The sequence below is a fragment of the Nocardia sp. NPDC047654 genome (assembly GCF_043205035.1).
Taxonomy (GTDB): domain Bacteria; phylum Actinomycetota; class Actinomycetes; order Mycobacteriales; family Mycobacteriaceae; genus Nocardia.
Genome location: NZ_JBIDDF010000003.1, coordinates 233,308 through 259,898 on the forward strand (window position 1 = coordinate 233,308; position 26,591 = coordinate 259,898).

Here is a 26,591-nt window from a genome sequence, read left to right on the forward strand (position 1 = left end):
TCAGCGCGCGTTCGCGGCGAGCAGCCGTTCGAGGCCGTCCAGGATCAGTTCCAGGCCGAAGCCGAAATCGGCGATGCCCGAGTGCTTTCCGTCGATCACCAGCTGGGCGAGCGCGTTCATGTGGGGGAATTCGCCGGCCGGGATGAGCGGCAGGAAGTGCTGTGCGGCGGAGGCGTAATCCGACGGTTCCAGTGGAAAGTTCAACTCCTGCAAGGTGAAGCCGTAGAGATGACTGTCCAGCGCGTTCCAGGCTCGGTCGGCTTGGGGTAGGGAGAAGCCCGCCGCGCGCAGGCAGCCGACGGTGGCGTCGATGTAGCGCAGCATGGCGGGCCCGACGTTGATCCTGGTGCCGATCAGTCCGGTCGCCCACGGATGACGCAGCAGCACCTCGTGGGCGGACATCGAGCGAGCGCGCAGGGCTGCCTTCCAATCGCCGCCGATGGCAGGCGGCGCCATCTCGGCGACCACCAGATCGGCGATGCCGTCGAGCAGGTCGTCCTTGTTGCGCACGTGGTTGTACAGCGACATCGCCTCGACGCCGAGCGTCTGCGCCAGCCGACGCATGGACAGCGCGGCCGAGCCGTGCTCGTCGGCGAGCCGGACGGCGGCGTGCAGCACCGCTGCCCTGGTGAGCGGCGCGCGAGCCTCGGGCATGGGGTCCTCCCTTGACGCACTTACGGTGTAAGCGTACCGTCGGCGGAGTCGCACTTACGCTGTAAGTGCCCGGTGAAGACGAGGAACGCCATGTCCGACGGTCAGCAGTCCACCCTCGAGCGCGCGACGATGACCGCGATCGTCGCGCCGCGCTACGGCTCCAGCGAGGTGCTCCGGACGGAGGTGGTGGCGCGACCCGTCCCGGGCGAGGGCGAAGTGGTGGTTCGGATGCGTGCGGCGGCGGTGTGCCGCGGTGACGTGCATCTGCTCACCGGCAAGCCGTACGCGATCCGGCTGGGTTTCGGGCTGCGGCGCCCGAAAGACCCGGTGATCGGGCACGATCTGGCCGGCGACGTGGTGGAGGTCGGCGCCGGAGTAACCGAAGTAGCGTGTGGAGACTCGGTCTTCGGTTCGGTCGACGCGGGCGCCTTCGCCGAATACGTGCGCGTGCCGGTCGAGCGGCTCACGAGGATTCCCGCCGGGCCGACCGTGGCGGAGGCCGCGGCTCTGCCGGATTCGGGAATGACCGCACTGCAAGGCCTGCGCGATGTCGGCGGGCTGCGCGCGGGGCAGAAAGTGCTGATCAACGGGGCGTCGGGCGGCGTAGGAACGAGCGCGGTGCAGATCGCCAAGGCGCTCGGCGCCGAGGTGACCGCCGTGTGCAGCACGCGCCACGTCGAGGCGGTGCGCGCGCTCGGCGCCGATCGGGTGATCGACTACACCACCGCGGATTTCACGCGCGACACGTCGCGTTACGACGTCTTGTTCGATCTGGTGGGGAATCGATCGCTGACCGCGTGCCGCCGGGTGCTCGCGTCGAAAGGCGTCTTCGTCTCCTCGGCGGGTGCGCCCGGCGGAAACTGGCTCGGGCCGGTGGTGTGGGTCGCGAAAGTGGTGCTGACCGGCTTGGTCGTCAGCCAGACGATGCGTCCACTGCTGATGCGCCCGCGGCGGGCCGACCTCGAGTTCCTGGCGGGGCTGGCCGCGGCGGGAAAGCTGCGCCCGGTGCTCGAGCGGCGGTTTCCGCTCGCCGCGACCGCCTCGGCGGTGGGCCACGTGGCCGCAGGGCACGCCAAGGGCAAAACGGTGATCGTCGTCTGACCCTGCTGCCGGGTCATCCGGCCAGAACCGCGCCCCGGCGCTGCGCCAGGTAGTCCGCCCAGGTCAGCTCGCCGACATCGGCGCCGTCGGTGACCAGGTTCTCGCCCGCGCGGTAGACGCGGCCCGCCTTGCCCGGCACCCGGACGCTCAGCAGCGCGCGCCGCTTGCCCAGTACCGCCAAGTAGTCCCGGACCAGCTCACGCATTCCGATCACCTCGGGTCCCACCAGGTCCGGCACCCGTCCGGCGGGCGCGCCGACCGTCAGTTCGGCCAGCCGGGCCGCCACTTCGCGTACGTGCACCGGCTGGAGGCGCACCCCGCTCAGGATCGGCAGCACCGGCGATTTCAGCATCGTGTCCACCAGCTTCGGCACGAAATCGTGGAACTGCGCGGCGCGCAGCGTCGTCCACGGGATGCCCGACTCGGCGACGGCCTGTTCGGCGGCGAACTTCGCCTGGAAGTAGGTGAGCGGAAGCAGTTCGGCAGCGGTGACCGAGATGTAGACGACGTGCCCGACACCCGCGCCGGCCGCCGCGCGCAGTAGATTCGCGGTCGCCACGTCGTCGCCCTTCGTGTCTCCCGCCAAGTGCAGGATGGTGTCGACGCCCGCGACAGCGGCATCGATGCCCCGGTCGCGCAGCAGGTCGCCGGCGATGAACTCGATGCCGCCGTCGGCGGGACGTTCGGTGCGGCTCAGCACGCGCACGTCGGCGCCCGTGTCGCGCAGCAGCGGCAGCACCTCGCGGCCCAGGGTTCCGGTGCCGCCGGTGACCAGGATCTTCGCGGTCATGACTGTCTCCGATCTCGTCGATGCCGATGGGCGTTGCCCTCGCTTCATCGAGACGACGATCTGCGGGCGCGGACTGTGACACATACGTGGCGCGGGTCACCCCTGGCCGCGGTAGCGGCGAACCTCGCTGAGGTTGCCGCAGCGGTCCATCGAGCACCAGCGGCGGCGGCCGGGACGCGAAGCGTCGACGAAGAGCAGGCCGCAATCGTCGGCGGCGCAGACGCGGATGCGGCCCGACAGCGGGCCGGTGACCAAATCGGTGGCGTCCCGGGCGAGCGTGGACAACGCCGCCGCCGTCGGGTGGGCATATCCCGCGCTGTAGTCCATCCGCAGTGCCGGAATCAGCGGCCGCCGCGCGGCGACGGCGTTGATGGCCTCGATGTCCCGGGGGAGAGCGGTCCTCCGGCCGTCCCGGCCTGAACGGGGTCAGCCGGCCGCCGCGCCGAGGCGGGCGGCGAGTTCGCGCAGGTGTGCGACGAGTTCCGGCGGTTCGTGCACCCGGAAGGGAAAGCCGAAGCCCGCGACGTAGATCGCCAGTTCGTCCAGCGAATCGGATCCGGTTCGCAGCACGCAGCTCTCGGCGTCCACCGCCTCGATCACTCCCACCGTCGGGGCGATTCGCTCGGCGGCCACTTCCGCAGCGACACCCAGGGTGATGCGGGCCGCGTAGCGGTACGGCGCGGTCGTGACGCCACGGGAGAGGTAACCGGTCAGGTCGGCGTCCGGCGCCTCGCGCGGGGTGAAGCGGGGGCCGGTCGGAATGCGGGGGAGCAGGCGGTCCACGCGGTAGGTGCGCCAATCCTCGCGATCGACGTCCCAGCCGACGAGATACCACCGCCTGCCCGTGTGGACCAAGCGATGCGGCTCGGTGGCGCGCACGGACGTGGAGCCGTCGTGGGTGCGATAGTCGAAGCGCAGGCGGTGGTTGTCGCGGATGGCGGCCGCGACGGCGATGAGAACGTCCGGGTCGACCGTCGGACCGCCCGCGGGCACGGTGACCGTCGCCGCCTGGAGCATGCCCACCCGATAGCGCAGCCGGGCGGGCAGCACCTGCTCGAGTTTGGCGAGGGCGCGCAGCGAACTGTCCTCGATGCCCGCGATGGTGCCGCCCGCCGCGGTGCGCAGGCCGAGCGCCACGGCCACCGCCTCGTCGTCGTCCAGCAGCAGCGGTGGTAGCTTCGCGCCCGCACCGAGCCGGTAGCCCGCCGCACCGGGTGTCGCGTCCACCGGGTAGCCCAGCGTGCGGAGCTTGTCGATATCCCGGCGGACGGTGCGCACGTCCACGTCGAGGCGTTCGGCGAGTTCGGCGCCGGTCCAGTCGCGGGGGGATTGCAACAGCGACAGCAGACGAAGCAAACGCGCCGACGTTTCCAACATGCGACCAGTCTGCCGGATGCTTAGGGCGAAATCTGTCCTAGGTGCGCACCGCCCTGCCCGCCGCAGCCATCCGCTGATTCCGCGTTGAGCGAGCAGGCCTTCAGGACCCGCGCCGGGAAACTACGCCGTGAGCTCACCCGCCGAGCGCCAGGAGTTGCGCTCGGCGGTGAATGCTTCCACCTGCTTCGCACGGAACTCCTCGATGGATTCGGCGTTGTCGGCGAGGAACGCCCGGTAGTCCGCCAACCGGAACTCGCCGTCCTCGGCCCGCACCCGGACGTTGCCCGCCGCGAAGTCGGCGCGCAGGTCGAGCAGTTCTTCGGCCTCCACGGGGTACCAGCGAATGCGATCGAAATAGCGGAGGAGCCAGGGGGTTTCGGCTCCTGACGCGGAGCGGTCCGCACCGGGGGCAACCGCGGGCGCCGCACCGGCTCGGTGATTCCACACCTGGGTGGTGCGCCCGACGAACTGGTAGCCGCCCGGCCCCTCCATCCCGTACACGCACAGGTAGGCGCCGCCGATGCCGACGGCGTTCTCCGGCGTCCAGGTGCGGGCGGGGTTGTACTTCGTGGTGACCAGCCGGTGCCGGGGATCGGTGGGGGTGGCGACCGGCGCGCCGAGGTAGACGTCGCCGAGGCCGAGCACCAGGTACTCGGCCCCGAACACGGTGTCGTAGACGTCGGAGACCGAAGCCAAGCCGTTCATGCGGCGAATGAACTCGATGTTCCACGGGCACCAGGGCGCGTCGGAGCGCACGCCGCGCATGTAGCGGGTGATCGCCTCGCGGGTGGACGGGTCGTCCCAGGACAGCGGCAGATGGACGACCCGGCTGGGCACGACCAGCTGGTCGGCGGCGGGCAACCGCGCCTCTGTCTCGGCGAGCAGGTCGAGCAGCGCGGGCACGGACAGGACGTGTGGATCGAGCCGGATCTGCAACGAGCGGATGCCGGGGGTCAGCTCGGTCACCCCACGCATCCCGGCGGCGAGCAGGTGCTGGTGCAGGGCGTGCACGCGGGCGCGCAGGCCGAGATCCAAGGCCATGGCGCCGTATTCGACCAGTACGCCGTCGTCGCCGGCGCGTCGGTAGGTCACGGCGGTCTCGTCGTCGACCTCGTCGCGGCGCAGTACGCCGTCGTCGCCGTCGCCGCCCGGTGACAGCACCGTCGGCCACGTGGCCCGGCGCGCGGGCCCGAGCTCCCGGACGGAGGCCGCGTGGTCGCCGCGCACGGGCACGAACCGCACGCTGTCGCCGGGAGACAGCTGACCCAGCTTCCAGCGGTCGCCCGCCACGACGGTGACCGGGCAGACGAAACCGCCGAGGCTCGGCCCGTCGGGACCCAACAGGATGGGAGTATCGCCCGTGAAGTCCAGCGCGCCGACCGAATACGGGGTGTCGTGGATGTTCGACGGATGCAGTCCCGCCTCGCCGCCGTCGGCGCGGGCCCATTCCGGCTTCGGTCCGATCAGCCGGACGCCGGTGCGGTCGGAGTTGAAGTGCACCTCGTAGTCGGTGCCGACGACGGTCTCGTAGTCGGCACGGGTGAAGAACTCCGGCGCACCGTGCGGGCCCTCGGTGACCGCGAGTTCCCAGCGCCGGGTGAGGACGGGTTGTTCGTCCATCGACACGCCCGCCGTGACCCGGCCGTGGTGCGCGCCCAGTGGCAGCGAGTCACCGGCGCGCAACGCGCCGCCGGTGCCGCCGCCGAAGCGGCCGAGCGTGAATGTGGCCGCGCTGCCGAGGTATTCGGGTACGTCGATGCCGCCCGCGATCAGCACGTAGCAGCGCATGCCAGGTCCGCGCACCGCGCCGACGTCCAGTACGCCGCCCGCGGGCACCCGCAGCGTCCGCCACTGCGGCACGGCGACGCCGTCCACGGTGACCTCCGCTGGGGCGCCGGTGACGCAGACCCAGGCCGGTGCGGTGAACCGCAGCGCGGGGCCGCCGAGGGTGCATTCCAGTCCGGCGGCGCCCTCGTCGTTGCCGAGCGCGCGATTGCCGAGCCGGAAGGACAGATCGTCCATCGGTCCCGACGGCGGGACGCCGACGTGCCAATGTCCGATCCTGCCCGGCCAGTCCTGCACGGTCGTGAGCATGCCCGGGCGAACGACCTCAACGCCGGGGCGCGCGGGTTCGGTCCGCGCCGTCCCGGCCACCGGTAGCTCGGCGACGGTCATCGCGACACCACCATGCGCACCGGGGTCGGGTCGAACCCGTTGCAGGGGTTGTTGATCTGCGGGCAGTTCGACACCAGCACCAGCGTGTCGATCTCGGCGCGCAGCGTGACCCGCTTGCCCGGCGCGGACCGTCCGTCCACGATGCCCAGCGTGCCGTCCGCCTCGACCGGAACGTTCATGAACCAGTTGATGTTCGATACCAGGTCGCGTTTGCCCAGTCCCCATCGCAAGGCCTCGGTGAGGAAGTTCTCCACACAAGCGTGCTGGTGGCGGGTGTGGTGGCCGTAGCGCAGCGTGTTGGATTCCTGTGAGCAGGCGCCCGCGATGGTGTCGTGATTGCCGACATCGTCGGCCACGACGGTCATCAGCGTGGCGCCCGCGTCGGTGCGCAGTGCGCTGCCGGTGGTGAGGAAGATATTGCGCTGGGCGGCGACGGTGGCCTGCGCGCTGTAGCGCTCGGAGTGATCGGCCGCCGAGTACAGCAGGCAATCCACCGCCTGGTTGCCGTGCAGATCGATGATCTCCAGGTGCTCGCCCGCACGGACCACGGCCGACCACGGCGCGCGGGCGGGGACGGTCGCGTCGAGCACGATGGCGCGGGCCGTGGTCATGCGGTTGCCTCCAGGGTCAGGGCGGCGGTCCAGGCTTGTTCGGTGTTCTGCACCGCCCGTAGGTATTCCGGGTCGTCGACGACGGGTGCGGCGAGGTCTTCCGGCGCGGCCCACGCGACGAAGTCGAGGTCCGTCGCGGGCCGGTCGTCCAGCGGGTGCGCGGAGTTGGCGACCAGCACGGTGACCGGCAGATGCGCGAGCAGATCGACCGAGCAGCCCGCGCCCGCCCCGCCGGTCGCGATGAGCGTGCCGTCGTGCTCCACCCGCACGCCGCGGAAGAACGAGACCGTCGGCCCGATGTCGCGGGGTGTCAGGCCGTGTTTGGCGCCCGCGAGCAGCAGCAGGTGACGGGCTTCCGCAGTGGGCCCGCAGAGTGTGTCGTGTCGGCCGGAGGTGTCGGCGAGCACGGTCGCCAGCACCCGGCCCTGGTCCGACAGCAGCGGGTGACCGCTGCCCAGGTACGCCTGCCACGGCACCTTGACCGTGTCGGCGACGTTCAGGCGCTCCCACGGCGCGTCGGTGCGCACCAGCAGCAGGTGCGCGCAGGCCGCGCCGTCCGGATCGGACAGGCGCACGCGGGTGCCACGCCCGAGGGCGATGTTCGTGTAGCCGCCCGGCGGAATTCGTTGCGCGAAGGTGATCTCGGCGGCGGAGACGCCCACGGGCAGCGCGGGCTCCGCGATCGTCGCCGCCGCGGCCTGCGCCCGGGCGTGCGCTCGCGCGCCGGAGGTGTCCGCAGTGCTTGTCACGATGGATTCCTTTCGAATGCCGATTGTTCTGGGATCGCGGCCGGTGCGGCGGTGCATGGCGACGCACCGCCGCACCGGGGCTCAGGCCGGTTGCGGTGTGGGCTCGGCGCTCGCGAGGTCGCGCGACCAGCCGACCACGAAGCGATGCACCAGGACGCCGACGGCGAGCACCGCCAGCACGAAAAGCGGCGCGGCCCAGAGCATCCACCAACCGCCGCCGTCCGGGGCGTAGACCTCCGTGCGGGGCCAGGCGAGGTTCACCACCATCGCGATGCCCCACACCACCGCGAGCGCGTTGATCGGAACGCCGAACCGGCCGAGGCCGAACAGTCGCGCGTCGGTGCCCGCGTCGGGCAGACCGGTGAATCTGCGGACCAGCAGCGGCACCGTTACCAGCAGGTAGGCCAGATACAGCGTCACGATGCAGACGCTCGCCAGCGTCGCGAAGATCGCGGCGTTGCCGAGATTGAGCACCAGCAGGCCGATGCCGAGCGCGCCGATCACGACGGCGGGCAGCACCGGCGTGCCGTACCGCGGGTGCACCGCGGCGAGCCTGGCGGCGAACGGCAGCTTCCCGTCCCGCGCCATGGAGAACATCAGCCGCGAACCCGCCGTCTGAATCGCCAGGGTGCACACGGTGATCGCGACCGCCACGCAGCCCAGCAGCACCTTGCCCGCCGGGCTGTCCAGCTTGGCGGTGAGCACGTAGGCCAGGCCCTCGGCGGACAGCGCGCCGTCGGACAGGCTCGGTGCGGCCATCAGCGCACCCAGCAGCATCAGCCCGCCGCCCAGCGCCGAGACCGACAGCGCAGTGAGAATGGTCCGCGGCGCGACCCGGCGCGGGTTCTTGGTCTCCTCGGAAAGTTCTCCCGCGGAATCGAACCCGACCATGACGTAAGCCGCCATGAGCCCGGACACCAGGAACGCGGCCCAGTAGGGCCCCGGCGCGGCCTGATCGGTGTGCAGCACCACACCCGGTCCGCGCTCGGCGGTGGTGAAGAACAGCGCGATGATCGCGAGGACGCCGACGATCTCGACGGTGACGCCGATCGAATTGATCCGGGCCATCAGGTCGATGCCGAGAACGTTGATCAGCGTGGTGACCACGAGCAGGACGCTGCCCAGCAGTACGGCGTTGGTCGCGCCGGACGGCGAGGTGAGCGCGGTGTCGGTGCCGACGAACTGGAATCCGCTCCAGATCGAGGGCAGCACCACCTGTAGGGCGATCGCCGCCGCCGCGGCGGTGACGATCTGCGCGATGATCATCATCCAGCCCGCGAACCAGCCGACGAGTTCGCCGCCGAGCCGTCGGGACCATTGGTAGATACACCCCGAGATCGGGTAGCGCGCGGCTAGTTCGGCGAAGTTGAGCGCGACGAGGAACTGTCCGGCGAACACGATCGGCCAGGTCCAGAAGAAGGCGGCTCCGCCGAACGAATAGCCGAAGCCGAAGAACTGGAAGATCGTGGTGAGGATCGAGACGAAGGAGAAGCCTGCCGCGAACGAGGCGTAGCGCCCGAGTTTGCGGTGCAGGACGGGCTGGTAACCGAACCGGGCGAGGTCGGCGCCGTCACCGGTGAGATCGGGCGGCGGGGGCGGGGCGAGCGTGGTGGCCATGGGCGGTCCTTCGGCGAGCGGCCAATAACTATCAGACGACAGTTTTGCGGCCGCGATCGCGCTTTCGGTGACCTGTGTGTATCGCTTCGGCGACCTCAGGTAACTTCTGCGTTGCCATGATTTCTATCAAGTGACAGAAAACGCACCGGGTGCTGATCCCGGCTCGTGCGTACCCCGGCCCGCACCGGAGCGTCCCCGCGCCGACCTGCCAGAATGGGCCGGTGGCAAACCTCGGTCCCGGACGGCCGCGCGTCGAACAGCGGCGCCGACGCGGATCGACGCCGCGTGCCGAGATCCTCGACGCCGCAGGCGAACTGTTCACCACCAACGGTTATGCCAATACCTCCACCCGCGCGATCGCCGATGCGGTCGGTATCCGCCAAGCCTCGCTGTACCACCATTTCGCGGCCAAGGACGACATCCTCGACGCGTTGCTCGCCGGGACCGTCGCGGCGCCGATCGAATTGGCGGAGCGGCTGCGCGCGGCGCCCGAGCCGGTGCCGGTCCGGCTGTACGCGCTGGCCGTGTTCGATGTGCGGCAACTGTGCGCCTCGCGCTGGAACCTGGGTGCGCTGTACCTGCTTCCGGAGTTGCGCACCGAGCGCTTCGCCGCGTTCCGCCTGCGCCGCGACGAATTGCGCGGCCACTACGAGGCTTTCGCCGTGCGGGTGCTGTCCGAGTGTGCCGCGCCGAGCGCGCCGGGCACCGAGTCGCTGCCGTTCCGGTTGGTGGAGACGGTGATCGGCATGCGCTCCGACGAGGGCGCCGCGCCCAGGTACGCGGAGCGGACCATCCCGGGGGCGGTGCTGCGCACACTCGGCTGGTCCGGCGATCTCGACGCGATACGGGCCGAGGCGGTCGTGCTGCTGGACCGGCTCGCGGCGCCCGCTGCCTGATTCTCAGGACTTACCGGTGCCCCGCACCCAGTCCAGTCCCCAGTCGTACGCCTTGTCGACCTCGGTCACACCCCAGCGCGGACGGTTCGGCGGCGGCGGGACGAAGCGGCCCTCCCGGCACACCACCAGTTCCGTGCCGGTGTTCTCGATGAGCGCCAGCACCACGTCCCGGGAGCCGTCCGCGCAACCGTCGACGCTCAGCTCGATCGGCGCAGCGCCCGCCGGGTACAGCGTCGCGGTCGTCCCGATACCGCGGAAGTCGGCCGCGCCGTCATAAAGGGTGGCGAAGAGCAGGATTCGACGGAAGCCGGGTCCGTGACCGAGATCGATCTCCAGGTTCTCCCCGGCGGCGCTCGCCCCGGACCGGTCGTCCGTGTCCAACCGGATGAACGGCGGCCGCTCCAGCGACCCGTAATCGCCGACCGGACGGATGTCGCCCTTGCGCCCATCGATCAGTTCCCAGAAGCAACACAGATCCAGATCCACCGCACCGCTCGCGCCCTGCGGCGAGGCCCAGGTCAGGTTGACCCGCATGATGCCCGAGGTCGCGCCGTGGGCGGTCAGCGACACCGAGGGAAACTCTTTCGTCAGCGAGAGCTTGCCGAAAGACTGTCCCGCTGACGCCGCTCGTGCAGGAGCGCTGTGCCCCGCTGGTGCGGGGGCGTACTGGCCCGGCGGGTAGTGCCCGGACGGCGACGAGTGATGCCCCGGTGCCGGATATCGGTCGAAATGAGTTGATGCGGGCGGGTTCCGGCCGTAGGACCGATACCCGCCCGGCGGTGGCGCCGGGTTGCCCGGCGACGTGTAGTTGCTCGGTCGCGTGAGGGACCGGGGAGGTACGGGCTGGTCAGAGGAAGCAGGGTGGCGGCCCGGCGGTGCGGTAGGGCTTTGCCAGGTCGGCGCGCCGGAATGACCGGCTTCGAAGGGAATCGGCGCGTCAGGCGGCATGGCCTGATCCGGTTCGGTGGAGCCGGATCCGGGGGGTTGCCCCACGAGCCGACCGGGCTCCGGCGGTACGGCCCCGGACGGTGGGGGAGGCGGCGCGAACTCGTGCGAAGGCGCGGGCGGCGGCGGAGGCGTGTATTCGTGGGGCGTCGCGGGCGCCTCGTCCACGGAGATCCCGTAGTCGGTGGCGAGTCCGGCCAGGCCGGAGGTGTACCCCTGGCCCACCGCGCGGAACTTCCAGCCGCCCTGGCGCCGATAGAGTTCGCCGAGCACCACCGCGGTCTCGCTCGTCGCGCCGATGCTGTCGAAGCGGGCCACCTCCGCTTCGCTGCCCACCTCCACGACGCGCACGAACAACCCCTCGAGCCGCCCGACCGCGCCGCCCTCGGTGGACGCCACGATCACGATGCCGTCGACCTGGGGCTCGACCCGTGCCAAGTCCGCGGACAGCACGTCCAGCACGATCGATCCCGGCCGCTTGCCCTCGTGGCGGACGGCCCCGGACGGGTGATGGGGCTGGTTGTAGAACACGAAATCGAGGTCGGATCGCACCTTGCCGGACGCCACGAGCAGTGCCGAGGCGTCGGCGTCCGCCCCGGCCGCCCAGCCCACTTCGATCCGGACGGCGGAACTCGGCACCGGCACGTTGGCGCCCTTCGGCATGGACACGCCTGTCAACGTAACCGAAACCGGCGCACGGCGTCCCGCATCCGGCGCTCACCGCCCGGCCGCCGCGTCCGAGCGAGCATGCCGACGTCGCGCGCTCGGCCACCGCGTTTCCGGGTCGGCGGCGCGGTGTCTCGCAACTGCGCGCTCGGCCGTGGAGTCTCAGTGGGTCGGCGGCGCGATCTGCCAGTGCTCCTGTAGCGCGCCAGCGATCTGCGGGAGCACGGTCACCGGAATGCGCTTGCGCCGCAGAATCGCCCTGATCTCCGTGACCTGATCACGTTTGCGCAGGTCGTAAGCGCCCGCGACGGGACGGACCACCGGCGGGATGGACAGCAGCACCAGCTCGCCGTGCGGCTCGTCGCCACCGGACAGATCCAGCGCCAGCGACCAGCGAGAGCGCTCGTCGAGGGTGAAGCGCCCGGCCACCACCCGGTCCCACGAGATGCTGGAGACCGTCCACGGCTTGCGCCGGTAGATGGCGTGGTCGGTGAGCACGATGGCGTCCCTGGTGAACAACGCGGCCAGCACCGCGATACCGACGACGGCTCCGGCCAGCAGTCCGGTGAACACCCGGTTCACCCCGAACGCGGCGACGAACGAGCCGCAGATCGTGACGGTCGCCAGGATGCCGAACACGCTGTAGAGCGCGGCGCGCTGGGTCGGGACCACACCTGCCCGCACCGTTGTCATCTCACCTACCTGCCTCGGGCGCATTTCCGGCTCACGCTACCGCGTCGCGCACCGGCGCACACCTGGCGGTTTCCCAGATGTGGCCGATGCGCGGGCGGTGCTCAGACGGTGAGCGGGACCGCGGCCTCCGCGGTGTACACCAGGAACGTCAGGCTCTGCTGGAAGTACAGCTGGACCGAGGTGCTGTCGTGCGACAGGTAGCCGACGGACAGGTCCTGCCCGATGCGCAGATCGAAGTCGCCGCCGCGGGTGGTGAGCACGATCGCGCCGTCGATGGCGGGCGCCCAGATGATCTCGCCTTCCGGGATCAGGCGCTCGATGTGCGTGCGGATCATGTGGCCGTGATCGGAGGTCTCGCTGACCGCCGTGAACAGGTCGGCGCTGAGCAGTACCGAGTACGGTCCGTCGACGCCCGCCAGCCGCAGCGCGCTCAACGCTTGCGCGATCGCCTCGGGGACCAGCCGGGTGTCGCCGGGCAGCGTGATCGGCTCGTTGGACGCACTCGCGCGGATGCCGGTGATGTGCGCGGCCGGATATCCCTCGAAGATCGCCCGGTCCTCGGCGAACGCGATCTTCTTCGCGGCGTCCTTCACCGGATCCAGGTCGGCGTCCTGGGCGCCGCGCTCCACGTTGTCGAGTTCCTCGCGGGAGAGCGTGAACGGCACGCGCAGTTCGACCAGCGGCGCGACCACTCGCTGGCGGGCGAACACTCCGGAGCCGGGGGAGTCGATCGGTGTGGTGTGCCCGGTGCCCACCGCGGAGTAATCGACGCCGTGTGGGCCGGAAAGGTCGACGACGCGCCGGCCCGCGATGTGCCGTTTGAAGGTACGCGTCGCCTCCTCCTCGATGGCCGCCCACGCCTCGGCGGTGATCGGCGCTAGTTCGCGATGGAGGTTGTTCATGACCGGGTGCTCCTTTTCAACGAGCCGATACCGAGGGCGCCGTCGCCCGAGGGCACGGCGGTGCCGGACAGTTCTGCCGAACCGGCTGTGTCCACCGGCACCGCGGTTTCCGCCGTCTCCCGTGGCGCCGGTGGCAGATCGTCGAGGAAATCGACGGTGGGTGCGAAGAACGAGGTGCCGGTGCGGGCGACGGAGAAATCCAGGATGCGGTCGTAGGCGGCCTCGCCGGTGCCGAGGAACATGCGGGTGAGCATGCGCTCGGTGACGCTCGGCGTGGCCGCGTACGCGATGTAATAGGTGCCGAACACCCCCTCGCGCACGCTGCCGAAGGGCATGTTGCCGCGCAGGATCTGGCGTTCGGTGCCGTCCGGATCGATCAGCGTGTTCACCTCGACGTGCGAGTCGGCCGGCTTGATCTCGTCGGGGAGTTCGAAGTCGTCCAGCTTGGTGCGGCCGATCACGCGCTCCTGCTCTTCGACCGACAGCGCGCGCCAGTCCGCCAAGGGGTGGGTGTACTTCTGCACGATCACGTAGCTGCCGCCGGCGAATCGCGGGTCCTCGTCGCCCACCAGCGCGGCCGCGGCGGCCGCGCGGCCCTCCGGGTTCTCGGTGCCGTCCACGAAACCGAGCAGGTCGCGCTGCTCGAAATAGCGGAAGCCGACGGTCTCGTCCACGATCGTGCCCGCGCCCGCCAGCCGGTCGCCGATGGCCATGGCCAGTTCGAAACAGGCGTCCTGCACTTCGGACTTGATGTGGAACAGTAGGTCGCCCGGTGTCGCGGGCGCGGTGTGGCGTGCGCCGACGTAACCGGGGAACGGATGCAGCTCAGCGGGTTTCGGCCCGGCGAAGAGGCGGTCCCATGCGTCGGAGCCGATCGACGTGACGCAGGTCAGGTTCGCGCCCGGCAGGCGGAAGCCCACCGAGCGGCGCAAGCCGGTGATGTCGGCGAGCAGGTCGCGGACCGCCGCTTCGCCGCCCTCGTCGATCGTGGCGACCAGGAAGATCGCGGACGGCGTGAGCGGTTCGAGGATCGGCTGCGGCTCACCCATGATCGACACCCTAACGCCCGGCCGGTCCGGCCGCGGTGCGGACCCGCACGGGGTGGCTACATCGCTACGGTCAGCAGGAACGCGACGTCATCGATCGCCTTGACGCTGTGGCGCGCCTTGGGCACCACGATCAGATCGCCTTCCGAGCCTTTCCATTCGTTGGCGCCGCTGAGCAGAACCAGTGTGCCGCTGAGCACCAGCAAGGTGGCTTCGCCCGTATTGTCGTGCTCGGCCAAGCTGTGCCCGGCCTTCAGGCCGACCACCGTCTGCCGCAGCGAATGCGTATGGCCGCCATAGAGTGTCTGGGAACTGCGCCCGCTCGTGGCGATGGTCGCCAGCTTCAGTTGCTGGCGCGCTACCGCAGTCAGCGATTTCTTTTCCATGGACCGCCTTTCGCAGATCACCACAGCCGATGCCGGGCTGGTGGCAACGGCTCGAGGCGTTCGGCCGGACGCGTCCGGCCGCCGCATATCGAGGAGTATGCCCGAGTCGGCCGCGGTGCGGGCCGGGTTTCACCGGCCCCGGTCCTGACGTCGGCGTTCAGCGCCGCACGCGGCGTGGCGCCCACCGGGTTCTCCGCTAGGCGGGCCGCTGCCGGGTGTAGTGCCGGATGCGGAAGCGCAGCCCGGTGGCCGAGGTGCGCCAAGGCTCCGGGACGTCGGGCCGCCACTCCGGTCCGATCGACGGCGCGAAAGCGTCGCCCTCGACCGCGGTGTCGATCTCGGTGACGCGCAGGTCGGTCGCGAACTCCAGCGCGGCGCGGTAGATCTCACCGCCGCCCGCGACCCACACCGCGTCCGGGGCGCAGGCGGCCAGCGCCTCGGGCACCGACGACATGCGCTCGGCGCCTTCGGCCGACCAGTCGGGCTGCCTGGTCACCACGATGTTGCGCCGACCGGCCAGCGGCCGGAACCGCGGCGGCAGCGAGTCCCAGGTCCGGCGGCCCATCACCACGGGATGACCCCAGGTCACGTCCTTGAAGTGCGCCATGTCCTCGGGCAGCCGCCAGGGAATGGTGTTGCGCAACCCGATCACCCCGTCCAGGGTCTGCGCCCAGATGAGCCCGATCGTGCGGCTTTCGCTCACACCGCCACCGGGGCCTTGATGGCCGGATGAGGGTCGTAGCCGACTACTTCCACGTCCTCGTAGCGGTAGTCGAACAGCGTCGGGGCGGGATGCAGCCGCAGCGTGGGGAACGGGCGCGGGTCTCGGCTGAGCTGCTCGGTGACCTGGTCGAGGTGGTTGTCGTAGATGTGGCAGTCCCCGCCGGTCCAGATGAAGTCACCGGGAGCCAGCTCGGTCTGCTGGGCGACCATGTGGGTCAGCAGCGCGTAGCTGGCGATGTTGAACGGCACGCCGAGGAACAGGTCGGCGCTGCGCTGGTAGAGCTGGCAGGACAGTCTGCCGTCGGCCACGTGGAACTGGAAGAACGCGTGGCAGGGCGCCAGCGCCATCTTGTCCAGGTCGGCGACGTTCCAGGCCGAGACGATGATGCGCCGGGAGTCCGGGTCGGTGCGCAGGGTTTGCAGCACTTGGGCGATCTGGTCGACGTGGGTGCCGTCGGGGGTCGGCCACGACCGCCACTGCACGCCGTAGACCGGGCCGAGCTCGCCGTCGGCATCGGCCCATTCGTCCCAGATGGAGACGCCGTGGTCGCGTAGCCAGCCGACGTTGGAGTCGCCGCGCAGGAACCACAGCAACTCGTAGACGATCGACTTCAGGTGCACCTTCTTCGTGGTGACCAGCGGGAAGCCCGCCGCGAGGTCGTAGCGCAACTGGTGGCCGAAGATGCTGCGCGTTCCGGTGCCGGTGCGGTCGGCCTTCTTCGAGCCGGACGCCAGGACCAGCCGCAGCAGGTCCTCGTACTGGGTGTCGGGGGCGGAAGCCGGATCGAGCGCGTCGTGAGCCACGTTCGGCAACTCTAGTCTTCACCGTGTCGCGCGCGGCGACCCGATCGGGCGCGTCCTCGGCCGCGCCTGGCGACCGGGGTCTTCCGCCCGCCTGGCAAGCTCGAGCCCATGCGCAAGCTCTACGTGATCGGCATCGGCGCCGGTGATCCCGACCAGGTCACCGTGCAGGCGATCAAGGCGATGCGGCAGGTCGAGACGTTCTTCGTGATCGGTAAGGGCGAGGCGAAGCGAGAACTGGTCGACGTGCGGACGGCGATCCTGGACGCGCACACCGACCGGACCTACCGGATCGTCCCGATCGCCGATCCGCCGCGCGACCGGACGCCGGCCGACTACCTGGACGTGGTCGACGACTGGCACGATCGCCGGTCGGCGCTGCTGGAATCGGCGTTCGCCGCGTCCGACGGCGTCGGCGGCATCCTGGTCTGGGGTGATCCCGCGCTGTACGACAGCACGCTGCGGATGGTCGAGCGGGTGCTCGCCCGCGGCGTGGTGCGCTTCGACTACGAGGTGATTCCCGGCATCACCAGCGCGCAGGCGCTGGCCGCGCGACATCGCGTCGTGCTGCACGGCATCGGCGAACCGGTGCGCATCACCACCGGCCGCCGCCTGCGCGAGGAGGGCCTCGGTGCCGAGAACGCGCTGGTGATGCTGGACGGCGACTGCTCGTTCACCGCGATTCCGGACGCGGATGTGCACATCTGGTGGGGCGCCTACCTCGGTATGCCGGACGAGACCCTGATCGAGGGACCGCTGCCCGCGGTGCGGGACGAGATCGTCCGCCGCCGCGCCGAGCTGCGCGAGCGCAAGGGCTGGATCATGGACATCTACCTGCTGCGTCGCGGCGGGTGAGCTGCCCGCGCGAGAACCGGCGGATTGTCGGTGGGGCTCGGTAGTCTGGACCGCGTGCCAGAGCTACCGGAAGTGGAGGCGTTGGCTCAGTTCCTCCGGGAGCATGCGGTCGGCGCCGTGATCGGCCGCGTCGACGTGGCCGCCCTCAGCGCCGTCAAGACGTTCGAGCCGCCGATCACCGCGCTGTCCGGTCGCGACGTCACCGGCGCGGGGCGCTGGGGCAAATTCCTCGGGATGGAATGCGACGGGCTGTGGCTCGTCACCCACCTGTCGCGCGGTGGATGGCTGCGCTGGATCGACGAACCGAGCCCGACGCCGCCCAAGCCGGGCGGCAAGAGTCCGCTGGCGCTGCGGGTGCATTTCTTCACCCCCGAAGGAGCGACGCCCGCCTTCGACCTGACCGAAGCGGGCACGAAGAAGCGGCTGGCGGTGTACGTCGTGGCCGAGCCGAAGGCGGTGCCCGGCATCGCCCGGCTCGGCCCCGACGCGCTGGAGGTGACCGAAGCCCAGTTCGCCGACATCCTGCACGGCACCTCGCAACGGATCAAGACCGCGATCGTGGACCAGGCGCTGCTGGCGGGCGTCGGCAACGCCTACTCCGACGAGATCCTGCACGCCGCGCGGATCTCGCCGTTCGCGAACACGAAGACCCTGCCCGCCGACAAGGTGGCCGAGCTCTACACCGCCATGCGCGCGGTGCTCACCGACGCGGTGCGGCGTTCGGTCGGCCAGGACGCCGCCCGTCTCAAAGGCGAGAAGCGTTCCGGCATGCGGGTGCACGCCAGGACCGGGCAGCCATGCCCGGTCTGCGGCGACACCGTCCGCGAGGTCTCCTACGCCGAGCGGTCCTTCCAGTACTGCCCCACCTGTCAGACCGGCGGCAAGATCCTCGCGGACCGGCGGATGTCGCGCCTGCTGAAGTAGCGGCCCGGCTCAGGTCAGCGTGGGGACCCGCACGCCCTGCCAAGCGAGTCGTTTCGCCCGGTCCGGGTCGTGTTCCACACGCGTGGGGTAGTCGATGATCAACGTGGACCTGCGGGCCTCCGTGTAAGCGGGCCAGGACGGCAGCGGGGCTCCGGTGCGGGCGAAAGCCAGCCAGTTGTCCTGGAACTGATCGGTGACCGCCCGCAGTCCGCGCCGCCCGCCCGCGGCGGTGAAGGCCCGGCCGACCGGAGTGTCGCCGATGCCGAAGACCGCGATGAGGTCGGTCGCGTGCGTGGCGCCGAGTCCGGCCAGCTGCAGGGCGCGCGGGGCGAAGTCGTAGCGGTAGGCATAGGTCGGCGCGTGCCTGCTGTGCCCTTCCATGACGGTTAGCGAAGGACGCCAGAAGGTGTAGTCGCCGCCCGCCTGGATCGCGGCCTTCGGCTGGGGATAACCGGGATACGCCGCCGCGATCCGTGATTCGGCCTCGGCGTCGCGTCCGAGCGCGGTGCGCAGCCGGTCGGCGGTGGTGGGCAGTTCGTCGGCGAACCGGGCGAATAGCGTGCCCTCGTCCCGGTTCGTGCCGATGATCAGCGGCACCTGGTGCGCGGAGCCCTCGGCGATCGCGTCGACCGGCGACAGCGGCAGGAACTCGCCGTCCACCACCGGACACACCGGAAAGGCGCCCGGTTGTTCCCGCACCACCGCGCCGATGGTGCGATCGACGGCGCGGCGGATATCGTTGGCGCCCGCGGTGCGCAGCATGGTGTGCGCGGTGTCCGGCGTGGCGCCCAGCGCGGCGACACAGCGGCGCGCGAAGCCGCGGGACTCCTCGGGAGTGATCGCCCAGTCGGCGGGCGGGCTCTGCGAAATGGCCCGATGGAACAATCCCTTGGCCGCCGGGGTGGCCAGCAGACCGAGCACGGCGTGCGCGCCGGCCGATTCGCCGAAGATCGTCACGTTGCCGGGGTCGCCGCCGAAAGCCGCGATATTGGTGCGCACCCACTCCAGCGCGGCGAGCTGATCACGCAATCCGAGGTTCGAGTCGAAGGGATGCTCCGCGGTGCCGAATTCGCTGAAGTCGACATAGCCGAACGCGCCCAACCGGTAGTTCAGCGAGACCGCCACCACGTCGCCGCGCAGCGCCAGCCGCGCGCCGGAATACAGCCCGAGCGCGGAGGTGCCGATGAGGTAGCCGCCGCCGTGGATGAAGACCAGCACCGGACGCGGGCTCGCCGCCCGCGTAGCGGGCGCGGTGACATTCAGTGTCAGCGCGTCCTCGCTGGTCACCTGGTAGGCGCGCGGCCCGATCCGCGCCCCGGAACGGTGCTGCATCGCCGCGGAGGTGAATTCCGTCGCCGCCCGGACGCCGGACCACGGTTGGACCGGCTGTGGAGCGCGAAATCGCAGGTCCCCGATCGGAGGAGCCGCGTAGGGAATGGACCGCCAGCGCAGTACGCGGCGGCCCCGGCGGCCGCGGACGATTCCGTCGGCGGTCGCGATATCCGTTGTTGCCACCATTTTCAAATGGTAGCTACGGGCGCCGCGCCTCCAACAGGCGCAGCCAGAACTCGCTCACCGCGGGGAAGGCGGGCACGGCGTGCCAGAGGGTGGACAGCGGCACCCGGCCGACCACCGCGATCGTCGCCGCGTGCAATTGTTCGCCCACCTCGGGGCCGACGAAGGTGGCCCCGAGCAGCGTGTCGGTGCCGCTGTCGATCACCAGCTTCGCGTGACCGGCGTAGTCGTCGCGCGACAGCGCCGATCCGGCCACCGCGATGTCCAGTTCGACGGTCTCGACCGCGTGCCCGGCGTCGCGGGCCGCGGCTTCGGTCAAGCCGACGGAGGCGACCTCCGGCGCGGTGAATACCACCTGCGGCACCTTGCCGTGATCGGAGCTCGCGACGAATCGCGGGTCGTCCAGCGGTCTGCCCTCCGCTCGTGCCGCGATCACGTCGCCGCACACCCGGCCCTGGTATTTGCCCATATGCGTGAGCGCGGCGCGGTGGTTGAGGTCGCCCACCACATACAGCCACTCGCCGTCGACCTCGCGGGCGGTGAGGTGGTCGTCCACCGCGACGTATCCATCGGCCAGCCCCACCGCGTCCAGGCTCAAGCCCTCGGTGGCGGGCGCGCGCCCGGCCGCCACCACGATCTCGTCCACCTCGAGCGCCGACTCGCCTTCGGGACCGCGCAACCGGACCGTGGCCGGACCGCCGTGGATCCATCCTTCACCGGTGTCCTTCGAGGCAGGGCGCTCGACGCCGACGGGCTGGGTGCCGAACCGCACCCGCACCCCGGCCTCCGACAGCGCCCCCGCGACCAGATCGCGCGCGAACGGCTCGGCCGCGGCCAGCAGAGCCGAGCCGCGCACCAGCAGGGTGACCTCGGCGCCGAGCGCGGACAGCCAGGTCGCCGCCTCGGCGGCCACCACGCCGCCGCCGACGACGGCGACCCGGCGCGGCACCTCGTGCAGGTTGGTGACGTCGCGGGAGGTCCACGGCAGCGCGGCGCGCAGGCCGGGCACGTCGGGAACGTTCGCCCTGGTGCCGGTGGCCAGCACCACGGCATGCCGGGCGCGCAACTGCCGCCCGCCGACCTCGACCGTGCGCGCGCCGGTCAGGCGGCCGGTGCCGCGCACGACGTCGATGCGGTTGCTCTGGGCCCAGTCGACCTGGGTGGCATCGTCATGGTCGTGCACGAAGGCGTCGCGCCGCCGCAGCACCGCCTCGACGTCCAGGCCGGTGGCCGAGACGCCTGGCATCGCCCGCGCGGCCGCCAGGACATGGCCCGGCCGCAACAGCGCTTTACTCGGAACGCACGCCCAGTAGGAGCATTCGCCGCCGACGAGTTCCCGCTCCACGATGGCGGCCGTGCGGTCGCTGCCCGCGACGGCGTAGGCGGCGGCGTTCTCACCGGCGGGCCCGCCACCGATCACGATGACGTCGTAGTCGGTCGCTGCGCTCGACATCGCCGCGCCTACTGCAGGTAGCCCTCGACCTGCGAGACCGTATTGGGCCGGACCCCGTCGGGCGACTCGCCCTGCTCGATCCGCGCCCGGCGATGGCGAAGCAGGTCCCAGGCCTGATCGAGCATCACTTCGAGTTCGGCCAAGCGCTGGCGCTCGGTCTTCGGGTCCAATTCGCCGCGAGTGGCCTGCGAGCGCAGCTGGTGCTCCTGGTCGACCAGTTCCTTGATACGCCCCAAGATGTCCTGTTCGCTCATGCGGACCATGCTACGGCCGGGCGAGGCATTCCGCGGCAATCGGTGCGGCCGCGGTGAGCTGGGGCAAGGGCAGCGCCGTGTAACCGAGCGCTACGCCGAAGTGATCACGGCGGGCTCCGAGGTGATACCTGGACAGACCGTCGAGCGCGACGCCACGCGCCTGCCCCGCGGCGATCACGCGACGCTCGGCCTCGGCCGACTCCACCGGCACGACGACGTGCGAGCCCGCGTCGTCGCCGAGCACGCCGACGCCGCGGCGGCGCAACGCGGTCACCACCAGTGCCCGGCGCGGTGGCAGCGCGCGGCGCAGCCTGCGCAGATGCCTGGCCAGATCGCCGTGCGCGGCGAAGGCGACCAGCACGCGCTGCCCCGCCGGGCTCGGACCGGTGCCGGTGCGCTCCCGGTGGGCGAGCACCGCCCCGGCGATCCCCGGTTCGGCGAGCAACCAGCCGACACCGAGGCTGGGGGAGAGGATCTTGCTCGTCGTGCCCAAGTGGACGACCACGTCGGGAGCCATGGTGGCCAGCAGCGGCAGCGGCGCGGTGTCGTAGCGCAATTCGCCGTCGTAATCGTCTTCGATGACGAAGATCCCGGCCGCGCGCGCGTGCTCGACGAGCTCGACACGCCGCGCCGCGGGCATCCGCGCACCGAGCGGAAACTGATGCGCCGGAGTGCAATACACCGCCTTGATCCGGGCGGGCAGCAAGTCCACGCGCAGGCCGTGCGCGTCCACGGGGACCGGGACGACCTCGAGGCCTGCCGCCGCGAAGGCCCCCGCGGCGCGCTGATAGCCCGGATCCTCCATGGCGACGGCATCGCCCGGCCGCAGCAGCGCCGCGGCCAATTCGCTCACGGCGGAGCTGGTCCCGGCGGTGGCGAGCAGCACGGTGTCGCTGCCCGCGCCGATCCCGCGGTGGCGCAGCAGATGCTCGGTGACCGCCGTGCGGAACTCCGGCTCGCCCGCGCGGTCCTTGCGCACGAGCGGGACGTGATCCGCGGCGGCGCGCCAGGCCCGTCGCCATGCGGCCGGGTCGATGGCGTCGACACACGGCGCTCCCGGGGCGAGATCGAACAGCCGCGGCGCGGCGTCCGGGTCGTGGACGGAATCGGTGCGCGCGGGCGCGGCGGCCGGTGCGGTCGTCAGGTAGGTGCCGGAGCCGCGCCTGCCGCTGATCCAGCCTTCGGCGTGCAATTGGTCGTAGGCGGCGGCGACCACGGTCCGGCTGACGCCGAGCCGCCCGGCCAGCGCGCGGGTGGACGGCAGCCGATCGCCGCCGCGCAGCGGCCCGCCGGTCGCGGCGCGGCGCAGTTGTTCGGCGATCTGCACCGACAGCGGCTGCGCCAGGTCGCGGTCGAGATCGAGGGGAAGGTCCTCCAGCACGGTTCGCTCCTCGAAGTGGACTGCTGAAAATCATTCGGATTGGCACTTTGATGATGCCATTCACAGCCCGATGCTGAGTCCATGACCGAAACAGCCGCCCCACGCACGCCGCTCTCGCCCACGCCACGCAGCACGCCGACCAGGTTGACCGACCGCGCCAGGACCGATCGCGCCGACTTGGACGCGGTACTCGACGCCGGGCTGATCTGCCACCTCGGCGTACTGCTCGGCGGCACGCCGGTCGTGCTGCCGACCGCCTACGGCCGCGACGGCGACACGCTCTACCTGCACGGCTCGACCGGCGCGGGAAACATGCGCGCGGCACTCGCCGCCGACATCTCGGTGGCGGTGACCCTGGTCGACGGCGTGGTCTACGCGCGTTCGGCCATGCATTTCTCGATGAACTACCGCTCCGCGGTCGTGCTCGGACGGGCTCGCGAGGTGACCGATCACGACGAGCGCCTGCACGGGCTGCGCGTGATCGTCGATCACGCGGCGCCCGGCGCGTGGTCTCGCGTGCGGCCCCCGAGCAAGAAGGAACTCGCCGCCACGAAAGTGCTCGCCTTCGACCTCACCGAGGCCTCGGTGAAAGTCCGTGCCGGCGGGCCGAAGGACGACCCGTCGGACATCGACAACGGGGGCGTGTGGGCGGGTGTCCTCCCGCTGCGCCAGACCTGGGAAACCCCGATCGACTCCGCGGACCTGGACCCCGGCGTTCGGGTTCCCTCGGATGTCCTGGAGCGCGCGGCCGGCTGACCCGGCGCGTAGCTCGCACGGCCACTCGCCTTTTCGCAGTGCGACCGGGGTCCGCCCGCTGCTGGACGGATCGGTGCGGTGCGCCGGTCAGAACCAGAACGCTGCGCCGTAACCCGTCGTTTGCGCTGTGGCCCTTTTCGAATCGGCCCGTACGGTGACAAACGGCATGGCCGAGGCCGGTGAAAGGCAGCCGCTGATGTTCAACGGGGTATTGGTGTGTGCGAAGGTGTAAGGGAATTCGGATTCCCCGTCGATTTCCGCCGCGCCGATCACCGCCGCCGTGACCGAACCGGGGGCCAGATTCACCGCGAGTTCGACGGCGAGGCCGCCCTCGACCTCGAAGCTGGGCTGGATGGCGACGGCGGCGCCGACGCTGACGCTCGGCGGCGTGATCAGTTGCAGGGAGGGCATGTTCATCTTGTGATCGTGCATGTTCATCTGATCGGGCATGTTCATCTCCACGGAGGGCGCATCGAAGGTGAGGGAGCCCTCCAGGCCGAAGGAGGGCGCGATCCCGACGCCGGCGCCGATGCTCGGTGAGATACCGATCGAGATGCCGTTGGAGATGTCGACCGCGCAGCCGACCAGATATCCGACGACGATTTCTCCCTCGCGCAGCGCCGAGGGGCCGTCGAGAGATACCGAGAAGTCTCCGGACATCTTCACCGCGTGCACGAACGGGACTCCCGGGGCGATATCACCGCCCGCGGGCACGACATTGTTGGCGTTCGCCGACGCGATCAGATGTAGTCCGCCGGCGTCGATCTCTCCTGGCGCGGCGCCCGCCACGGAATCGGAAACAGCGAAAGCGCCGGTGGCGGCCACAACCACCGCTACCATCGCGGCGAGAGTACGCGAATGCTTTCGGTTCATCATGCTCCAGTCGAGTATCGATGGAATCGGAACTTCATGCGCGAAAGGACTGCACGGCAAATGGGTCGTCGCGGCCCCGGCCGGCCTACGCCGCAGACTTTATCGGGCGGTGCGGCCGACGGCGGTGATCACACCGACACGGCGAGTCGGCCGACCCGACCGATCGCGGTCGTCGGCGGCATTCGCGCGAACCGCCGGTGACCGGCGAGCGAAACCATCCGATTTCATACCAGGTCGCCGAAACTCGCCGCTGTTCGCCGAAATATTGCGCGTGTCGTCGAATTCGCCGCGCAGACCCGCGAGCCGGGTGCGCGCCCGTGGATGCCTGCGGCTCGGCGGGCGCGCCCGTGCGGATGGCTTCGGCTCGGCGCGTCAGCCCGCGGGAATCACCACGCGTCGGCGTGCAAGCCCGCGCAGTTCGCCGCGCGCTGCGCCAGCTCACGCAACGCGCCGGCCGACGCGATCCGCGCCGGGTCAAGGCCGACCAGGCTCAGCACATAGTCGTCGCCGATTCGGCAGAGGTAGCCCGAGAGACGGGTGCGTGGCAGTCGCGCGGCGGCCAGGCCGGGATGGATGGCGCGGGCGGCGACGCCGGTGCAGCGGTGCGGGCCGAGTCGGAGCAGCGAGGCGGGGAGCATTCCGATGTTGGAGCACAGGATGTCCCGTTCGCCCGCGCCCTCCGACAGCGCGTAGGCCCAGCGGTCCGGAATCACCTGGAGGAGTTCTTCGGGCATGCCGCTCGGTGCGGACATGCGGTGCGCGTAGGCGGAACGGGCCAGTGCGCGGATCGTCGCCGGGGTGTCGGCGCGGGTGATCGCGATGCGCGTCATGGCGAGGTCGTTGTCGACCCGGGGTTCGTCGCGGGTGTCGACGGGCAGGCTGGCTTCGATCGTGTCGCCGGTAAATCCGCTGTCCCAGAGCACGGTCGCGACGAGCTGGATGAACAGGCTGTTCGCCGTGCCGCCGTCGCGCGCCGCCACGCGGTCCCACTCGGCGGCCGGGCATTGCAGGATCGCGCTGTGCGTCGCGTTGCCCGCCCGGCGCGGCTGCTCGTCCCGGCGCGGCACGGCGGGTTGCCGCGGTATCCCGTGCCGCAGCGCAGCCGCGGTGCCGCGCAGGACGATCGACCACTGGCGCCGGGCGTCGGCCCAATCCGATTCCCGCGCGGACAGATCCGCCGGACGCACCCGAGCGCCGCCCAGCGCGTCGTCCACCGCGAGCACCAGCGCGCGCCCGTCGGCCAGTGCGTGTGAACAGGTGAGAGAGACGGCCGAACCGCCGTCGTCCAGAGTCGCGGCCGAAAGCCGCCATCCGGGGCCATATTCCGGATCGAGCCCGCCGCCCTGCGCGTCGGCCCAGTCGAGCAGTTCCGCGACCGGGACCACACCTTCGGCGCGGTCGATCGGATACGCGCGCACGTTCGGGCGCCAGGCCCGGCGAGCGCCCGGCACGCGCGAGCCGATCACCCTGCGGCCCAACGGTCCGGAGCGCAGGGCCGCGTGCACCCGTTCCAGCAGCGCCGGGTCCACTCGGTCGGCCGTCCGCCACAGCCCTTGCAGCGCGATCGGCGTGCCGAGCCCGCGGTGGCTACGCAGAAAGATCTCGTCGACGACGCTCAGGCGGCCCATCGGGCTCAAGCGCGAGCGCCGTGCCGGCCCGCACCCGACGCGAACCGCGCGGCCCCGTCCAGGGCGCCGCCTGCCAGTGCCGTCAGGCCGTGGCGGAACTCGTTGCGCAGGGCCGACTCCTCGGTCATCCCCTCCTGCTCGAGCAGCGACATCCGGTCCGAGCGCAGGCAGGTCTGCGGCAGCGCGGCCAGTTCCGCGGCCAAGGCCTCCGCGGCCCGGCGGGCTTCGCCGGTCGGCACCACGCGGTTCACCAATCCGATCCGCAGCGCCTCGTCGGCGTCGACCGCGCGTCCGGTGAGCACCAGATCCATGGCGCGGCCCTCACCCACGATCCGCGGCAGCCGGATGGTGCCGCCGTCGATCAGCGGGACGCCCCAGCGGCGGCAGAAGACGCCGAAGGTGCTGTCCTGCTCGGCGACCCGCAGGTCGCACCACAGGGCGAGTTCCAGGCCGCCGGCCACCGCGAAGCCGGAGACCGCCGCGATCACCGGCTTGGACAGTCGCATCCGGGTCGGGCCCATCGGGCCGTCACCGTCCTCGGCGGCGCGGTTGGAGCGCTCGGTGCCGAGCGCCTTGAGGTCGGCGCCCGCGCAGAACGTGCCGCCGTCGCCCCACAGCACCGCGACCGCCGCATCGGGGTCGGCGTCGAATTCCCGGAAGGCGTCGGCCAGCGCCGCGGCGGTCGGCCCGTCCACCGCGTTGCGCGCTTCGGGCCGGTGCAGGATCACGGTGGTCACGGGGCCGTTGCGTTCGACGAGTACGGTCACGCGCTCGACCATACGCCGTAAAAGCACCCTTGCGTGAAGAAATGAATCCATGC

The 26,591-nt window shown here is 71.0% G+C and carries 27 protein-coding genes and 1 pseudogene; 5 read left to right on the plus strand and 23 right to left on the minus strand.

Features of this window, described 5'->3' with window-relative positions; all coding sequences use genetic code 11:
* Nucleotides 1-654 (minus strand): TetR/AcrR family transcriptional regulator C-terminal domain-containing protein, encoded by a 654-nt coding sequence (locus tag ACGF7Y_RS14280; RefSeq protein ID WP_393233470.1) that lies wholly within the window; start codon nt 652-654, stop codon nt 1-3.
* A 90-nt stretch (nt 655-744) separates the two neighbouring features.
* Here ACGF7Y_RS14280 and ACGF7Y_RS14285 point away from each other — a divergent pair, with 90 nt between their 5' ends.
* Complete coding sequence (locus ACGF7Y_RS14285) at nt 745-1,755, plus strand: NAD(P)-dependent alcohol dehydrogenase (protein WP_393233473.1); 1,011 nt, start codon at nt 745-747, stop codon at nt 1,753-1,755.
* A gap of 13 nt (nt 1,756-1,768) precedes the next feature.
* Here ACGF7Y_RS14285 and ACGF7Y_RS14290 read toward each other — a convergent pair whose 3' ends face one another.
* From ACGF7Y_RS14290 to ACGF7Y_RS14325, 8 genes and pseudogenes are all read right to left on the minus strand, one after another.
* Entirely contained in the window at nt 1,769-2,545 is a 777-nt protein-coding gene (locus tag ACGF7Y_RS14290) for an SDR family oxidoreductase (RefSeq protein ID WP_393233475.1), read from the minus strand.
* Between the two features lie 96 nt (nt 2,546-2,641).
* The gene (locus tag ACGF7Y_RS14295; protein ID WP_393233983.1) at nt 2,642-2,800 is read right to left on the minus strand and encodes a CGNR zinc finger domain-containing protein; all 159 of its coding nucleotides are present in this window, start codon (nt 2,798-2,800) and stop codon (nt 2,642-2,644) included.
* A pseudogene (locus ACGF7Y_RS14300) lies at nt 2,798-2,941 on the minus strand (hypothetical protein); the annotation flags it as partial. The pseudogene ACGF7Y_RS14300 and the gene ACGF7Y_RS14295, both read right to left, overlap by 3 nt.
* Before the next feature lie 30 nt (nt 2,942-2,971).
* Nucleotides 2,972-3,922, minus strand: coding sequence for a helix-turn-helix transcriptional regulator (locus ACGF7Y_RS14305; RefSeq protein ID WP_393233478.1), 951 nt, complete (start codon nt 3,920-3,922; stop codon nt 2,972-2,974).
* A 120-nt stretch (nt 3,923-4,042) separates the two neighbouring features.
* Nucleotides 4,043-6,097, minus strand: coding sequence for a 5-oxoprolinase/urea amidolyase family protein (locus ACGF7Y_RS14310; RefSeq protein WP_393233481.1), 2,055 nt, complete (start codon nt 6,095-6,097; stop codon nt 4,043-4,045).
* Complete coding sequence (locus tag ACGF7Y_RS14315) at nt 6,094-6,708, minus strand: urea amidolyase associated protein UAAP2 (protein WP_393233484.1); 615 nt, start codon at nt 6,706-6,708, stop codon at nt 6,094-6,096. The genes ACGF7Y_RS14310 and ACGF7Y_RS14315 overlap by 4 nt, the downstream gene beginning before the upstream one ends.
* Nucleotides 6,705-7,457 (minus strand): DUF1989 domain-containing protein, encoded by a 753-nt coding sequence (locus tag ACGF7Y_RS14320; protein WP_393233486.1) that lies wholly within the window; start codon nt 7,455-7,457, stop codon nt 6,705-6,707. Before ACGF7Y_RS14320 ends, ACGF7Y_RS14315 begins: the two co-directional genes overlap by 4 nt.
* Nucleotides 7,458-7,538: 81 nt before the next feature.
* Complete coding sequence (locus ACGF7Y_RS14325; protein ID WP_393233489.1) at nt 7,539-9,074, minus strand: amino acid permease; 1,536 nt, start codon at nt 9,072-9,074, stop codon at nt 7,539-7,541.
* A gap of 221 nt (nt 9,075-9,295) precedes the next feature.
* Between ACGF7Y_RS14325 and ACGF7Y_RS14330 the strand changes: the two genes are divergently transcribed.
* Nucleotides 9,296-9,970, plus strand: coding sequence for a TetR/AcrR family transcriptional regulator (locus tag ACGF7Y_RS14330; RefSeq protein ID WP_393233491.1), 675 nt, complete (start codon nt 9,296-9,298; stop codon nt 9,968-9,970).
* A 3-nt stretch (nt 9,971-9,973) separates the two neighbouring features.
* On the opposite strand, the gene ACGF7Y_RS14335 is transcribed toward ACGF7Y_RS14330, so the two are convergent.
* The 7 genes from ACGF7Y_RS14335 to ACGF7Y_RS14365 all read right to left on the minus strand — a co-directional run bounded on the left by ACGF7Y_RS14335 (nt 9,974) and on the right by ACGF7Y_RS14365 (nt 16,135).
* Complete coding sequence (locus ACGF7Y_RS14335) at nt 9,974-11,578, minus strand: TerD family protein (RefSeq protein ID WP_393233986.1); 1,605 nt, start codon at nt 11,576-11,578, stop codon at nt 9,974-9,976.
* A 165-nt stretch (nt 11,579-11,743) separates the two neighbouring features.
* Entirely contained in the window at nt 11,744-12,274 is a 531-nt protein-coding gene (locus ACGF7Y_RS14340; protein ID WP_040869942.1) for a hypothetical protein, read from the minus strand.
* 101 nt (nt 12,275-12,375) lie between these two features.
* Nucleotides 12,376-13,176: a family 1 encapsulin nanocompartment shell protein gene (locus tag ACGF7Y_RS14345; protein WP_040869929.1), complete on the minus strand. Its 801-nt coding sequence runs from the start codon at nt 13,174-13,176 to the stop codon at nt 12,376-12,378.
* Nucleotides 13,173-14,225, minus strand: a complete 1,053-nt coding sequence (locus tag ACGF7Y_RS14350) for a Dyp-type peroxidase (protein WP_393233493.1) — start codon at nt 14,223-14,225, stop codon at nt 13,173-13,175. Before ACGF7Y_RS14350 ends, ACGF7Y_RS14345 begins: the two co-directional genes overlap by 4 nt.
* A gap of 56 nt (nt 14,226-14,281) precedes the next feature.
* The gene (locus ACGF7Y_RS14355) at nt 14,282-14,608 is read right to left on the minus strand and encodes a cupin domain-containing protein (protein WP_040869925.1); all 327 of its coding nucleotides are present in this window, start codon (nt 14,606-14,608) and stop codon (nt 14,282-14,284) included.
* A 196-nt stretch (nt 14,609-14,804) separates the two neighbouring features.
* Entirely contained in the window at nt 14,805-15,311 is a 507-nt protein-coding gene (locus ACGF7Y_RS14360) for a dihydrofolate reductase (RefSeq protein ID WP_393233496.1), read from the minus strand.
* Nucleotides 15,308-16,135, minus strand: a complete 828-nt coding sequence (locus tag ACGF7Y_RS14365) for a thymidylate synthase (RefSeq protein ID WP_063052937.1) — start codon at nt 16,133-16,135, stop codon at nt 15,308-15,310. The genes ACGF7Y_RS14360 and ACGF7Y_RS14365 overlap by 4 nt, the downstream gene beginning before the upstream one ends.
* A gap of 108 nt (nt 16,136-16,243) precedes the next feature.
* Here ACGF7Y_RS14365 and cobF point away from each other — a divergent pair, with 108 nt between their 5' ends.
* Both cobF and ACGF7Y_RS14375 read left to right on the plus strand, forming a co-directional pair.
* A complete protein-coding gene (gene cobF, locus ACGF7Y_RS14370) occupies nt 16,244-16,987 on the plus strand; it encodes a precorrin-6A synthase (deacetylating) (RefSeq protein WP_062976713.1) in 744 nt (247 codons plus the stop codon).
* Between the two features lie 54 nt (nt 16,988-17,041).
* The gene (locus ACGF7Y_RS14375) at nt 17,042-17,911 is read left to right on the plus strand and encodes an Fpg/Nei family DNA glycosylase (protein ID WP_393233498.1); all 870 of its coding nucleotides are present in this window, start codon (nt 17,042-17,044) and stop codon (nt 17,909-17,911) included.
* Between the two features lie 9 nt (nt 17,912-17,920).
* On the opposite strand, the gene ACGF7Y_RS14380 is transcribed toward ACGF7Y_RS14375, so the two are convergent.
* From ACGF7Y_RS14380 to ACGF7Y_RS14395, 4 genes are read right to left on the minus strand one after another with little or no spacing between them, the layout of a single operon-like run.
* Complete coding sequence (locus tag ACGF7Y_RS14380; RefSeq protein WP_393233501.1) at nt 17,921-19,429, minus strand: carboxylesterase/lipase family protein; 1,509 nt, start codon at nt 19,427-19,429, stop codon at nt 17,921-17,923.
* Between the two features lie 13 nt (nt 19,430-19,442).
* The gene (locus ACGF7Y_RS14385) at nt 19,443-20,879 is read right to left on the minus strand and encodes a dihydrolipoyl dehydrogenase family protein (RefSeq protein ID WP_393233504.1); all 1,437 of its coding nucleotides are present in this window, start codon (nt 20,877-20,879) and stop codon (nt 19,443-19,445) included.
* An 8-nt stretch (nt 20,880-20,887) separates the two neighbouring features.
* Nucleotides 20,888-21,133, minus strand: coding sequence for a DUF2630 family protein (locus ACGF7Y_RS14390; RefSeq protein ID WP_063052940.1), 246 nt, complete (start codon nt 21,131-21,133; stop codon nt 20,888-20,890).
* A gap of 10 nt (nt 21,134-21,143) precedes the next feature.
* Nucleotides 21,144-22,514 carry a PLP-dependent aminotransferase family protein gene (locus tag ACGF7Y_RS14395; protein ID WP_393233507.1) on the minus strand — a complete coding sequence of 457 codons (1,371 nt, stop codon included), beginning with the start codon at nt 22,512-22,514 and terminating at the stop codon, nt 21,144-21,146.
* An 81-nt stretch (nt 22,515-22,595) separates the two neighbouring features.
* Here ACGF7Y_RS14395 and ACGF7Y_RS14400 point away from each other — a divergent pair, with 81 nt between their 5' ends.
* Nucleotides 22,596-23,270, plus strand: coding sequence for a pyridoxamine 5'-phosphate oxidase family protein (locus ACGF7Y_RS14400; RefSeq protein WP_393233509.1), 675 nt, complete (start codon nt 22,596-22,598; stop codon nt 23,268-23,270).
* Between the two features lie 87 nt (nt 23,271-23,357).
* On the opposite strand, the gene ACGF7Y_RS14405 is transcribed toward ACGF7Y_RS14400, so the two are convergent.
* The 3 genes from ACGF7Y_RS14405 to ACGF7Y_RS14415 form a co-directional block, all read right to left on the minus strand.
* Nucleotides 23,358-24,110: an MspA family porin gene (locus tag ACGF7Y_RS14405; protein ID WP_393233512.1), complete on the minus strand. Its 753-nt coding sequence runs from the start codon at nt 24,108-24,110 to the stop codon at nt 23,358-23,360.
* 419 nt (nt 24,111-24,529) lie between these two features.
* Nucleotides 24,530-25,771 carry a hypothetical protein gene (locus ACGF7Y_RS14410; protein WP_393233988.1) on the minus strand — a complete coding sequence of 414 codons (1,242 nt, stop codon included), beginning with the start codon at nt 25,769-25,771 and terminating at the stop codon, nt 24,530-24,532.
* Nucleotides 25,772-25,776: 5 nt separating this feature from the next.
* Entirely contained in the window at nt 25,777-26,538 is a 762-nt protein-coding gene (locus tag ACGF7Y_RS14415) for a crotonase/enoyl-CoA hydratase family protein (protein WP_393233515.1), read from the minus strand.
* Between the last annotated feature and the right edge of the window lie 53 nt (nt 26,539-26,591).